This window comes from Acinetobacter calcoaceticus ANC 3811 (assembly GCF_000399665.1).
Classification (GTDB): domain Bacteria; phylum Pseudomonadota; class Gammaproteobacteria; order Pseudomonadales; family Moraxellaceae; genus Acinetobacter; species Acinetobacter calcoaceticus_B.
On record NZ_KB976986.1, the window covers coordinates 1,986,192 to 1,999,816 of the forward strand.

Genomic DNA, 13,625 nt, shown 5'->3' on the forward strand with positions numbered 1-13,625 from the left:
CTACAGCTGGTTTAATTCCCTTAAGCTTTGTAAAGGCGGTAAGTTGCAAAGATAACCAAGTCGATAACGACCAATCAGCGCGCAAACCAGCATCATGCCAAGGGGTAAAATCAGCCATATTTCAAAATGCCACTGTATTGCCATATTCATTTTATAACTAGCAATCGCACTAATCACTTCTGCAAAACAGCAGGCTACTATGCCTGCTAACAATCCTAAAAAACCAATTTCAAAACTGAGCATCTGCTTCATTTTATTTTTAGATAAACCAAATGAGCGTAGTAAAGCAACTTCACGGCGCCTTTCATCCATTAATAGATTTAAACAAGCAATCAGCACTAATACACCAGAAAATCCGACTAAGGCAGCTAATACAGTCACAATTTTGACCAAAACATTCATTAAGCGTTTTACTTCATCCAAGATTCGATCCACATCAATAAAAACTGTATTTGAAAATTGCTGAATAATATTGATCATTTTTGGTTGGTCTTGCTTAGGTACATAAAAACTACCCAAGTAACTTCCAGCATTTTCGTCTAAGGTTTTAGGGGAAAAAATAAAGAAAAAATTAGGGCTAAAACTCTCCCACTCCACGCTCCGAAAATTGACAACTTTGGCTTGTAATGTGCCTTCTGGCAGGCTAAAGGTAAGTGTGTCTCCAATTTGGATTCCCAAACTTTCGGCAGTTTTACTTTCGACTGAAACTTGCCCCACGCCATTAAACTGGGTTTGTCCTTTTGTAATGGCATTGTCATTCGGCAATTCATTTGATTGCGTCAGATTTAACTCACGGCGCAAAGAGTTATTTTGTTTTATGGCTTCTTCTGAAAAAGGCACATCATTCTTTGCTACCAGTCGGCCTCGGATGTTTGGATATAACGGCGTACTTTGCCAACCATGTAACTTTAATTGTTGCTCAAAAGGTTTTAAATCGAATGGAGGTAAACCATATACAAATTGATTAGGAGTCCCTTCCGGAAGCTGTTGCTGCCATCGTTGTAATAAATCCGTTCTTAATACACTGAGTACCGTAATGAGGCTTAAGCCTAAAGCCAGTGCAGTAATTTGTAAGGCACTTTGCGAGGGCGACCGAATATAAAAAGACAAACGATTTTTCATCTTTTTTAAACTACGAAGCAAGAGCCAAACAACGGTATACAGCAAAATACAAAGAACGATAATCGCAGCCAAAATCATAATGCTGAGCATCAAGTTTTCACTCAACACCAAACTAAAAACAATCAGGCTGCTAATGCCAGCAAAAAACATAAAGAATAATGATTTTCGAGATTTGGCTTCTTCCCGAATCACCCGAATTGGAGGTGTATTTAAAAGCTCCCAAATACTTGGCAAAATAAAACCAAGCAGCACAATCACACTCGTAAAAATAGCAATTGGTAAAGGTCCGACTAAAAGAGGAATAACCGAAAAACTTAACTCTAATTGAGGAATCAATTGCAGCATAAGTTGCAGCAGGCCATATCCCATGACTAAGCCTAATAGACTGCCCATCACAATTGAAATCGCACTAACAATACAAAGCAATCCAATATAGGCCCATAAAATTTGGAACTTACTGGCGCCTAGACATCTGAGAAGCGCAATGTGATCTTGGTTTTGCTGAACATATCTTTGACTCGTTAAAGCAATCGCAATACCGCACAATAAAATCGTTAAAATATTGGCCAGTTGCAAAAAGGTATCTAGGTTTTCAAGCGGGCGTAATAACCGACTATTTGATTCATTTGCATCACGCAAACGTAGACCCGCCGTTTCATCTGCTTCTTTAGAAGGTTGATGCTGTTGCTTAAATTGCTTACTAAAGTTCTGAACTTGTTCAAGGCTACCAGCCATTAATAAACGATAGTCAATTCTGCTCCCTGTTTGAATTGCATGAGTTTTAGCAATATCGGCCTGATGAATAATAACCGTTGGAGAAAAACCTGAAAAACCGAGTTCCTGATTTGAATCACGCACAATCACGCCACTAAAACGAAAGGTACCATCAGCAATAGAAACAGTATCTCCCCTTTTTACTTTTAGTAAATCGGCAGCCCTTTGACTTAGCCAGACTTCACCAGATTGAATCGCTTGAGTTTTTGGCGCAATTTCAAGCTGTCCTCTTAGTGGAAATGCAGGTTCTATCGCTTTTACATTGACCATGACAAACTGATCTTGGGTATGCGCCATCGAACTAAACATGGTCACATTGGTTTGTTTCAGACCCAACTGCTCTGCGCTTTTTTTCCACGACTGTTCGATAGGTTCATTATTCGACAGAACTAAATCAGCACCCAACATTTGCGAAGCTTGCAAACTGACAGCATTTTTCACTTGGTCATTACTAAATTTCAGGGCTGTGGTTGCACTAATCGCAAGCGATAGAGCAATAATCAGCAGATATAATCCACCCGTACGAAAACTTTGTAGGAAGAGCGGCTTTAGAAGATTACGCATAATTTAACCACCCTGTACTATCTTTAGTCGGCCGTCATCTAACTCAACATGACGCTGACAAAGGGTTGCTAAATTACGATCATGGGTCACTAAAATCAGAGTCGTACCTAACTCTCGATTTAAATCAAAGAGCAAACTTTCAATTTCTTGTGCTGTCTGACCATCTAGGTTTCCGGTCGGTTCATCCGCAAAAATAATTTGTGGTTCTGCAATAAGAGCTCGTGCAATCGCCACACGTTGTTGCTCCCCTCCAGATAAGACTTTAGGCGTTTGTTCAACCTGACGACTAAGACCTACTCGATGCAACCAATCTAAAGCTTTTTTCTCTGCGGTTTTATAATCAAAATCTTTACGTAACCGTAAAGGCAACATTACGTTTTCAAGCGCACTCAACTGAGGTAAAAGTTGGAACGACTGAAATACGAAACCAATATGCTGCATTCTAATTTGGGCACGTTGTTCCTCTGTTAACTGATGAACAGCTTGACCACACAACCAAACTTCACCTTCAGATGGTTGATCTAAAGTCGCCAAAATTCCCAATAATGTTGATTTACCTGAGCCAGAACGCCCAGTAATCGCCACCTGCTCCCCTTCAAAAATCTCTAAATCGATATCTTTTAAAATCGTAAACTGATTTTGGTTAATCTGAATAGTTTGTGTAACTTGATGGGCAGCAATGATGGGTTGTGGCATGATGTAAAAAGTCCTATTTATTCAGAATCAGGGTCGAAGTACAAATGTCTAAATCTTTTTTGATTGGTTCTAAAAGCATCATGCTCATCTCATTAAGTATGCTGCCTATGCTTGTATCGGCAAAAACTATTTTAATTTTAGGAGATAGTATCAGTGCCGGTTACGGAATTGATCCCAAACAAGGTTGGGTACAATTACTGCAAAAACGCTTAGACCAACAGTATCCCAAACAACATAAAGTGGTCAATGCAAGTGTTAGTGGAGAAACAACCAGCGGCGCTTTAGCCCGATTACCTAAGTTATTACAGACTTATAAACCAAATGTGGTCGTGATTGAATTAGGCGGAAATGATGGCTTACGTGGGCAACCACCTCAAATGATTCAAAAAAATCTGGACCAGCTCATTCAATTAAGCCAGAAACAAAGAGCCAAAGTTATTCTTTTTGGCATGAAAATTCCGCCAAATTATGGGGCTGCATATAGCAAAGCTTTTGAAAATAACTATAAAGTTGTCAGCCAAAAATATCAGGTGAAATTACTACCATTTTTTCTTGATGGAGTCGCAGGTCAAAAACAGCTTATGCAAAATGACTTGATTCACCCCAATGCTCAAGCACAGTCAGAATTACTTAATTTGGCTTATCCATATATAAAAGGTGCCCTGTAGGCACCTTTTAGTTTTAAGTATTATTGCTAATATGATTAGAAATCAAAAAAAGTAACTTCACCAGTTTCTAGCGAATATTCAGCGCCAACAACAATTAATTTACCTTGTGCAATCAAGCTTTCAAGCACACTTGAACCGTGACGTAATTGATTTACCGAAGCAAAAACGTTTGAACGTACCGCATGACATGAAAGTTTCTTCAAATCATTTTTTAAATCAGTTTGCATTAAAATTTCAACTGATGGGCGAACACGGTTCACAATCGACATTAAGTTAGATGATGGTGGCTGATCAGGGTTCATTAATGTATCAATGGTCGCCTGAATCGCGCCACAATGACTATGTCCTAATACAACAACAACTGGGCAGTCATAACGCTCTGCCGCGAATTCAACACTACCTACTTGTGAAGGAGCAACAACGTTACCAGCAACACGAATTACGAATAAGTCACCAAGACCTTGGTCAAATACCATTTCTGCTGGAACACGTGAGTCTGAACAACCTAATACAATCGCAAACGGATTTTGATCCTTTGCCATTTCAGCGCGTTCATGATGAGATAAGGTTTTTGCAAGGGAAGTATTTCCATTTACAAATCGTTGATTACCAGCTTTCAGACGATCTAAAACTTCTTGCGCAGTAGGCATTTTATATTTCCATTGTTCTTTCAAGGTTGGAAATCATTTTAATGTGTCAAAATTTGAATGTCACTGACAAAAAATTAAATCCTTTTCCATGAAAAATTTAAAAAATACTTACTCTATTTGAATGGGGAATTTACTGCACATTTCGTACTGTTTAGTGAAAAAATAGACATACTTTGGTTCTCGGATTGACTATAATTTTTCTCCTTTTGATCATTTGGCAAATGACTCATTGGCAAAGTTTTTCAATAATTTTCAAACTCGCTTATGCCTCAAGGATGAAATCTTATGACGACGCTGTTTGTATCAACCAAAACGACCCTAAAGAAAACAGCTATGGCACTTGCCTTGGCTTGTAGCCTTACAACAATAACAGGTGTTTTTCAGACGCAAGCAGCTGATACGATAGATATAAACTTTCAGAATATTTTACAGCAAGAGCGCAGTTGGGCAGGTTTACAAAGTAAAAGTTTAAAAGTTGGCGAGGTTACATGGTCATATAGTGAAGGTGGTTCTACGGCTAAACCGACGTTGCTCCTTATTCATGGATTAGGAGGGAGTCGTGATAACTGGAACCGAGTTGCGCGTTATCTCACAGCAAATTACCACGTCATTATTCCAGACTTACCAGGTAGTGGTGAAACAATCGTTTCTCAAGACTTTGATTATTCTGTCCCAAATCTTGCTGAAAAATTACGTCGATTTGTTGAAGCTGCAAATTTAAAAGGTCCAATTCATATTGCTGGCCACTCACTTGGTGGTTCGATTGCCCTACTCTATGCTGGACAATATCCATTTGAAACCAAAAGCCTATTCTTGGTTGATAGCGGCGGTATTTTCCGTTCTGCAAATACAATTTATTTAAAAGATCCAGCCTACTTAAAACAACTTTTAGTATCTAAAAAAGGTGACTTTAACTATTTGTTAAAGCAAACCATGTTTAATCCTCCATTTATTCCTAAAGAGTTCCTTCAAGCTCAAGAAAAGCTCATGATTAATCAGGCGCCTCAAACACAAAAACTGGTTGATCAACTGATTGCACTCAATAAAGTCTACACGCCAGATTCATTTGCAGTTCTTACCAAGACAATCGATGCACCAACACTGATTTTATGGGGCAAGCAAGATAAGATTATTAACGTAGAAGTAGCAAGTGAACTAAAAAGACTTTTAAAGAATGCCCAGCCTCCGGTTATTTTAGAGAATGTCGGCCATATGCCAATATTGGAAGCCGAGCAACTGGTTATTCAACAATATGTACCGTTTTTACTTAAAGTAGAAACAAATCAGTCTTCAAAAACGACTACACCTTAAATAAAACTTCGGACTTGTGAGACCTTATGTCTACCCAACCGCTTATAGAAAAACTCATTGAAGCTCATGTTGATTTTTTAGATGAGGAATTTGCTCAGCCTCATGTTATCAAACAAGAATTTGAGCAATTTTATCATTGGTTGGGTAGTCGGCAACTACAACACCTCTGGACCTTTGAACAAATCCAGCAGCTCATTCAAAAGCAGATTTTAGAAACTCCTGCTTCTGATTTTCTGCTTGAACAAATTGCAGAACATATTCGCTTTGCACTGATTCATCCAGCTAATGAAAATACAACAATTGAAGATGTTATTCCTGTTTTAACAATTGATGGGATAGCGCAATACGTTGCAAGTAAAGAAGAGCATCGTAAAAAAATCATTAAAACGATTGTGAATAATCCTGCATTTTCAGCACTCTTGACTCAACTGATTCAACAAACAATGCATGATTACTTAGATGAATCTATGTCAAAGCGTGTGCCAAGTGTAGGCCGTTTTATGAAAATGGGAAAATCTGTTCTAGAAACAGTCACTGATTCAAATCTAGACGACACGATTAATCATTATTTGCAAAAGAATATTTTAAAACTCAGCCAAATGAGTGAGCGCGTTTTAAACCAACATTTTGACAATGATAAGCTCTACCATTTTCAGGCAAATGTTTGGCATAAAGTTAAATCTATGCCGCTTTCTGTTTTGAAAAACTATGTAGAAGTTCAAGATTTATCAAAAACTGTAGTTTTAGGACACGAGATTTGGGATCACATTCGTCAAACTGATTACCTGAAACAACAAGTCCATGATGGTATTTACACGTGGTATGTTCGCAATCAGGAACGTAATTTTGATTTGCTACTGCGCGATCTCAATATTAATGAAAGTTTAATTCAACATGAACTGACTCAGTTGCTTGTGCCTGTATTACAGCAATTAGTTACAACAGGGCATTTAAGACGTCGTGCCCGTGTTTACCTAGAGAAATTTTATTATTCTGAAAAAGCATTAGATATTTTAAATAACAAAGGCGCTTAAAGCGCCTTTGTTATTTGTCTTGATTAGAAAGAATATTTTAAAGAAGCGTAATAAGCTCGACCTGGCTCATTGTAGGTTTGACTGATCGAATTACTGTCTCTTAAAATTTGTTTATCAAACAAGTTACTTACGCCAACACGCGTACTAATATTGTCTGAAATTTTATAACCCATATTAATTCCAGCGGTGCTATAGCTTTTTACAGTACTTGGCTTAATTGCAGAATTTGTTCCACCTGAACCAATGCCAGATTCGATTCTATTTTCAGCAAATTGACGCGACTTTTGACGGCCATATTGAGTGAAGACAAAATTCACATCTAACTGATCTGTAATGTCATAATCAAAAATTGAGTTAATCGTATAGTTTGGAACTAAAGATAATGGGTTACCCGTTTGCTTATCTTTAGAGTCCATCATGTAAGTAAAGTTATTAGTCCAACGAATGTCACCAAAGTCTAACCCCAAACTTCCTTCAAAACCTTGAATTAATGCTTTAGGTGTATTTTCCCAACGTAAGATATTCCACTTGGTATTGGTCACAGCGCCTGTATTTGCGTTGGTACTTGAACCATCAACTGTTCCAACAACATTTGTACCAGCCACAATCTTATCTTTATAGTCATTACGGAACCACGTTAAGCTCGCGTTGACAATATCTTTTTGGAACTGAATGCCTAACTCTTTGTTTACCGAAGTTTCTGGTTTTAAATCACCATTACCTTGCAACAAGCAACGCGAATCAATATTGGCTGGGCAACCATTGCCGTTCGTACTGAGTAAGTATCCTTCAGCATTTTGATACATGTTTGGTGCTTTATAAGCTTTTGCTACCCCACCTTTTAAAGTGAAATAATCATTGAGCCGTTGAGTAACGTTTAAGCTTGGGCTCCAATTAGAACCAGATTTGCTATGGTCATCGAAACGCAAACCTAACACGGCATCGGTGCTATCTGTAAGTTTTAAGTTATCTTCGATATATGCAGAAGCAATACGTGATTCCATTTTACTGCGATTGCCTTTGGCTAATTGATCGCCATAACCTGAACTGCTGCTGTCTGTGCCCTCATTTGTCGAAATATTATCTTTAAATCTGTCTTCAACCCATTCAGTACCGAGTGTTAATACGTGTGGTACATAATATTCAAAAGGAATATTGGCTTCACCATTTAAACGAAGAGTCTCTAAGCGTGAAGTGGCTTTGTCATCCAGATTATTAATTTTTCCTTCTGTGCTGCCGCCAAGACCTTCAGGAAGACGTTTGTTGTGAGTTTTATCATATTGAGCAACTAACTTACTCTTACCCCAAGACCAATCCCCTTCGTGCGTTAACGCATAGCTATCGCGGTACATTGTGTTGGTTTCTTTACCAATAAGTTCCGAAAGAATCGCATCGGCTTCAGCATTTGCATTTAACTGAGAATCACCAGAATAAATATTACCTTGTTTGCTAGAAGAGACATCGAGCAAGACCGTTTGTTGGTCTGTTGCTTGCCAAGCTAAACGTCCTGAAATATCTTTATTTTTAACGCCTTCACGGCCAGCTGCGTTACTGCCTATTGATTTATTAATATCGACATCGTCAGCTTCTGTTTTATTGTAATTACCATATAAACGATATGATAAAACATCTTTGATCAGTGGCCCACTTACGTTAAAACCAACACGATTTGATGAACCTTCTTTTGAGTCTTCAGGTTGTGAAGTATAAAACTCTACTGAGCCATGGGTTTCATTCGTCACTTTTTTAGTAATGATGTTGACTACACCACCTGCTGCACCCGAACCATATCGAGCTGCGGCTGGTCCACGTAAAACTTCAATTGATTCGATTGCTTCTGCTGGGACCCAGTTTGAGTCACCTCGTGTATCACGCTCTCCTTTCCAGCCATAACGAACTGAATTACGAGAGTTAATCGGTTTTCCATCCACTAAGATAAGCGTATTTTCTGGACCCATTCCACGAATATCAATTTGTCGATTATTACCGCGCTGCCCCGTTGCGCTATTGCCTGTTAAATTGACACCCGGCATACGACGCACATAATCAGAAATATCATTACGGACTGGTAGTTTTTCTAAATCATCTTTGGTAATAACCGATACACCGAGCGATTGCTTCACTTGCTCTTCAGCTGTTACGAAAATTGTTTCCAATTTCACAGGTTCAGCAGGCTTTTCTAATGCTTGTTCAGCTTGTTCTTGCTCATTTTGTGCAGCATAAGCCATAGACATCATACTTGCCAGTACTGAAACAGAAAGCACTGACTGGATAATACGCTTCGACATAAGTATTCCCAATATATTGATTTATTAAACATCTCTCATTTTAAGTTCGGCATTGTAACAAATCTAAATAAAATTACAAATGATATTGATAATAATTATCATTATTTATATTGAATAATAAAAAAACCTCATTGCGAGGCTTTTTTATGTCACTTTTCAAATAATTTGATTATTTGAAATAAGCACCTTCAGCTTGCGTATGGTCAGTTTGGTCAACCACACGATGAAGCTCAGGAATCTGCTCTTTTAAAGTAGTTTCAACGCCCTGTTTCAAGGTCACGTCAATTGCAGAACAGCCTTGGCAACCACCACCAAATTTCAATACAGCTGTTAAACCATGTTCTGCATCATCTTGTACTTCTACCAAGCTACAATTTCCGCCATGCCCTGCAAGACCTGGGTTAATTTCTGCTTGAAGAATGTAAGTAATACGCTCTTCAATCGATGCATCTGGACCAACACGTGGAACCTTAGAATTTGGTGCACGGAAAGTAAGCTGACCACCAAAACGGTCTTTGTTGTAATCAATTACAGCATCTAAAAGATAAGGAATAGATGGTGCATCAATATAGGCAGGAAAATCAGGATAGTCCTGTTTATAATCCGTTGGGATCACTTCTTCTGGCGCACTATATGCCATGCAACATTCTGCACGTGGCGTACCTGGATGTTCAACAAAAACTCGAACGCCAATTCCCGGAGTATTTTGCTTTGTTAATAAATCGTGCAAATACTCTTGTGCAGATGGTGTAATCAAAAGGTTTGGAATTTCTTCTGCAACAGTAGTGTTGGTGTTCTCAGTCGACATAACAATATTCCTCAAGCTGATGCCTTTATATTAACCGAAGATGAGGTGGATTTAAAAAAAATCAACTAAATTTGTCGGATTTATACACAACAGGGTTTCAACTTAAGTTTTTAATGGCATTATTGAGCCAGTATTGATCATTTTTTAAATATTTCTTATGTTGCATTTGCCATTTAACCATACAGTTACTCTTATTATTATTACGGTCATTATCTCTTTAATTGCTTTTAGCAACCAAAACATGATGAACCGGCTGATTTTTTGGCCACCTGCAATGCAACGTGGACAAATTGATCGCTTCATTACTCATGGCTTTATCCATGCCGATGGAACTCATCTACTTTTCAACATGATTACCCTGTTCTTCTTTGGCAGTATTATTGAAAGTTTTTATCGCCAATATTTTTATGACATGGGTTTTGTGTTGTTCTATTTAGGCGGGTTAATTTTCGCGATTTTACCAAGCTACCTACAACATAAAAATGATGCGAATTGGGCCAGCCTAGGTGCTTCGGGTGCTGTTTCGGCGGTTTTATTTGCTTATATTCTGTTTCAGCCGTGGAAGCTAATTTTTGTATTTTTCATTCCTGTACCCGCTATTATTTTTGCAATTTTATATATAGCGTACAGTATTTGGGCTGGTAAACGCGGCAATAGTCATATCAACCATAGTGCGCATTTGTGGGGTGCAGCTTATGGTGTCATCGTAACAATTTTACTTGAACCAAAAGTTATTCCGCATTTCTTAGACCAACTTACTCGCCTTCCTTTCTAAACAAAATAAATTAAAGAATGGCCCCTTGTGGGTTTTTCTTTTTTTCTCATTTGTTTATCACCATAAATTCTCAGTCTTTTTTCTGATTATCTTTGATCTTTTCTTTGTTTTGATTGCAAAAACCATCTGATTAAACTCGTGCCAATTCTTTTAATAAATCAGATGATACAATGAAGTACAAAGCAATTTTATCTAGCCTTTCCATTGCTTTATTTAGCTTATCTTTGGCTGGATGTAATGACAACGATAATCAAGAAAATGTCGTAAGCACGCCTAAGCAACCGAATATCTTATTTATTATGGCTGATGACTTAGGCTATTCAGATTTAGGGGCTTTTGGTGGTGAAATTCATACCCCTAATATTGATAGTTTGACTCAAGAAGGTCGCCTTTTAACGGATTATCATACTGCCCCGACCTGTTCTCCAACACGCTCTCAACTCATTTCTGGTACTGATCACCATTTAGCTGGTATTGGGGCAATGGCTGAACTCACACCAGAACATTTGAAAGGGCAACCAGGCTACGAGGGATATTTAAATGAACGCTCTCTATCCATCGCTCAAGTACTTAAAGATAATGGTTACCGCACGTACATCAGCGGTAAATGGCATTTAGGGCTAACACCTGAGACGAATGCACACGCAAAAGGTTTTGATCATTCGTTTACCTTATTACAAGGTCTAGATCACCACTTTAAACAAGCACCAAGTGCGTTTAAACGAAATTCAACTTATACAGAAGATGGCCAAGTTATTCCTGTTTCAGCTTTGCCTGATGACTTTTTCTCAACAAATTATTTTACCGATAAATTACTGAGCTACTTAGACTCAGGCAAAAATAGTGGCAAACCGTTCTTTGCTTATGCTGCCTATACGGCGCCTCACTGGCCAATTCAAGCACCTGCTGAATACCGTGAAAAATATCGCGGTGTTTATGATGTTGGTTACGATGCTATTCGTAACGCACGTATTGCTAAGCAAAAACAGCTTGGAATTATCCCTGCAAACTTTGAGGCAGCAGAACCAATTGCGACTCAAAATGCCCCACAAAAATATGGAAAATGGGATGAGTTAACAGCCGAACAAAAGGCACTAGAAGCCCGTAAAATGGAAATCTACGCAGGCATGGTAGAAAACCTCGATGCTAACGTCGGGCGCATTATTCAATACCTCAAACAAAATAATCTTTATGACAACACTTTAATTTTCTTTGTTTCCGATAACGGTGCCGAAGGTTTTGTACGTGGCGGATATGGTAGTGAATCTGGTTTTGATAACTCTGTAGCAAATGTGGGCACGCCTACTTCGTATCACTATATTGGGCCACGTTGGGCCGAGGTCAGCGCGGCACCATTTCATTTATGGAAAGATACAGCTGGTGAAGGTGCAACGACTGCCCCTGCTATTGTGAAATTACCGAACCAGAAAAAAGCAGAAGAAACCAATCATAGCTTTGCATCTGTACTCGATGTTTTCCCAACCCTATTAGAATATGCTCATATTCCAGTACCTCAAGGCCAATACAATGGTCGTACCATTAATACGCCATCAGGGGTTTCATGGAAGCCTTTACTTGAAAATAAAACCACCACCATTCGCCCTGCAAATTTTAGTTTTGCCGATGAATTACATGGCAGTAAATATGCAAAACAAGGTGAATGGAAAATTGCAGTTCAAGGGCGCCCTGAGTTAGGCACAGGAACTTGGGAGTTGTATAACATTGCCACTGATCGTGGAGAAAATCACAATGTTGCACAGCTTTACCCAGCAAAAGTGCAAGAGTTGTTATCGGTCTATCAAAAATATACTGAGAAAAATGGTGTGCAGGAATATAACGCCAAATGAGATTAAAACCATTTTTAGTTACCACAATCAGCCTGTCTTTTATGGCGGGCTGTAGTCAATCTTCACAAGTTTCTGAATCAGCGCCCTCGTTGCAGCAGCAAACTTCTTTAGCTGACTTAGGCTCTATTGAAAAGTGTAAAAACTACACTGGACTACCTCAAGGTTGGCTCAAACAACCTAACGCTGGAATGGTTTTAATTGCCGATGGGCATGTTAATTTTGGTTCTGAAAAAGCCTATCCCGATGAACTGAATTTTGGAAAAAAACAACGGGAAGTCAAAGGATTCTGGATTGATCAGACTGAAGTTACGGTTGCTCAATTTGCAAGCTTCGTGAAAGCAACAGGCTATAGCACCGATGCCGAAAAACAAAAGCAGGCTGCTGTTTTTTCACCAGATCCTCATCACCCACAGCAATGGTGGCAGCTAAAATCAGGATATACATGGAAAACTCCAAATGGCAGTAATGGTGCTGTAGCTAATCCAAATGAACCTGTGCGCTATGTGAGTAAAAACGATGCTGAACATTATGCAGTCTGGCTCGGACATGATTTACCAACAGAACTAGAATGGGAATATGCAGCTAAAGCCAATTCAAAAACTGATACGCCCTTACATCAAGCTCCTACCGATGAACACCAACATCCACAAGCAAATTACTGGCAAGGTGAATTCCCTTTTCAAAACCTAAATCAAGATCACTTTAAAGATGTGGCACCCGTGGGATGTTTTGCGCCAAACAATTTCAAACTATTTGATACGATTGGAAATGTATGGGAGTGGACATCATCTCCTTATCAAGGCGCCCATGACCAACATATGGGAAATTATTCTGCTTTAAGACAACAACAAATCACCAGTACACAATATGTAATTAAGGGTGGATCTTTTCTTTGTGCTCAAAATTATTGTTCACGTTATCGAAACAGTAGTCGCTATCCGCAAGACTTTGATTTAGCAGCAACCCACGTTGGCTTTCGAACAATTTTAAGATCAGATTAGTTTCTTTTAATCAGGATTATTTAATATATTTTTAACGAAAATCAGGTCGAAAAATAATCAATATGTTTCTATAGTACAAAGGAGAAG

Annotated in this window: 11 protein-coding genes; 6 read left to right on the plus strand and 5 right to left on the minus strand. The window is 38.6% G+C overall.

Annotation, left to right across the window (positions count from 1 at the left end; all coding sequences use genetic code 11):
* Positions 1-2,460, minus strand: coding sequence for an ABC transporter permease (locus tag F935_RS10570; RefSeq protein WP_016138923.1), 2,460 nt, complete (start codon positions 2,458-2,460; stop codon positions 1-3).
* A gap of 3 nt (positions 2,461-2,463) precedes the next feature.
* Positions 2,464-3,156 carry an ABC transporter ATP-binding protein gene (locus tag F935_RS10575; protein ID WP_016138924.1) on the minus strand — a complete coding sequence of 231 codons (693 nt, stop codon included), beginning with the start codon at positions 3,154-3,156 and terminating at the stop codon, positions 2,464-2,466.
* A 44-nt stretch (positions 3,157-3,200) separates the two neighbouring features.
* On the opposite strand from F935_RS10575, the gene F935_RS10580 reads away from it, so the two are divergent.
* Entirely contained in the window at positions 3,201-3,824 is a 624-nt protein-coding gene (locus F935_RS10580) for an arylesterase (RefSeq protein ID WP_016138925.1), read from the plus strand.
* A 35-nt stretch (positions 3,825-3,859) separates the two neighbouring features.
* On the opposite strand, the gene F935_RS10585 is transcribed toward F935_RS10580, so the two are convergent.
* Positions 3,860-4,474 carry a carbonic anhydrase gene (locus F935_RS10585; RefSeq protein WP_016138926.1) on the minus strand — a complete coding sequence of 205 codons (615 nt, stop codon included), beginning with the start codon at positions 4,472-4,474 and terminating at the stop codon, positions 3,860-3,862.
* A 285-nt stretch (positions 4,475-4,759) separates the two neighbouring features.
* On the opposite strand from F935_RS10585, the gene F935_RS10590 reads away from it, so the two are divergent.
* Both F935_RS10590 and F935_RS10595 read left to right on the plus strand, forming a co-directional pair.
* Entirely contained in the window at positions 4,760-5,785 is a 1,026-nt protein-coding gene (locus F935_RS10590; protein WP_016138927.1) for an alpha/beta fold hydrolase, read from the plus strand.
* 26 nt (positions 5,786-5,811) lie between these two features.
* Positions 5,812-6,819, plus strand: a complete 1,008-nt coding sequence (locus tag F935_RS10595; protein ID WP_016138928.1) for a hypothetical protein — start codon at positions 5,812-5,814, stop codon at positions 6,817-6,819.
* Positions 6,820-6,842: 23 nt separating this feature from the next.
* Here the strand turns inward: F935_RS10595 and F935_RS10600 are convergent, their stop codons facing one another.
* Both F935_RS10600 and nfuA read right to left on the minus strand, forming a co-directional pair.
* Positions 6,843-9,107: a TonB-dependent siderophore receptor gene (locus F935_RS10600; RefSeq protein WP_016138929.1), complete on the minus strand. Its 2,265-nt coding sequence runs from the start codon at positions 9,105-9,107 to the stop codon at positions 6,843-6,845.
* Between the two features lie 169 nt (positions 9,108-9,276).
* Positions 9,277-9,915 (minus strand): Fe-S biogenesis protein NfuA, encoded by a 639-nt coding sequence (gene nfuA / locus F935_RS10605; RefSeq protein ID WP_016138930.1) that lies wholly within the window; start codon positions 9,913-9,915, stop codon positions 9,277-9,279.
* A gap of 157 nt (positions 9,916-10,072) precedes the next feature.
* Between nfuA and F935_RS10610 the strand changes: the two genes are divergently transcribed.
* The 3 genes from F935_RS10610 (at position 10,073) to F935_RS10620 (ending at position 13,538) form a co-directional block, all read left to right on the plus strand.
* On the plus strand, positions 10,073-10,690 hold the full coding sequence (locus F935_RS10610) for a rhomboid family intramembrane serine protease (protein ID WP_016138931.1): 618 nt from the start codon (positions 10,073-10,075) through the stop codon (positions 10,688-10,690).
* Positions 10,691-10,860: 170 nt separating this feature from the next.
* Entirely contained in the window at positions 10,861-12,537 is a 1,677-nt protein-coding gene (locus tag F935_RS10615) for an arylsulfatase (RefSeq protein ID WP_016138932.1), read from the plus strand.
* On the plus strand, positions 12,534-13,538 hold the full coding sequence (locus F935_RS10620; protein WP_016138933.1) for an SUMF1/EgtB/PvdO family nonheme iron enzyme: 1,005 nt from the start codon (positions 12,534-12,536) through the stop codon (positions 13,536-13,538). Before F935_RS10615 ends, F935_RS10620 begins: the two co-directional genes overlap by 4 nt.
* Positions 13,539-13,625 lie beyond the last annotated feature (87 nt).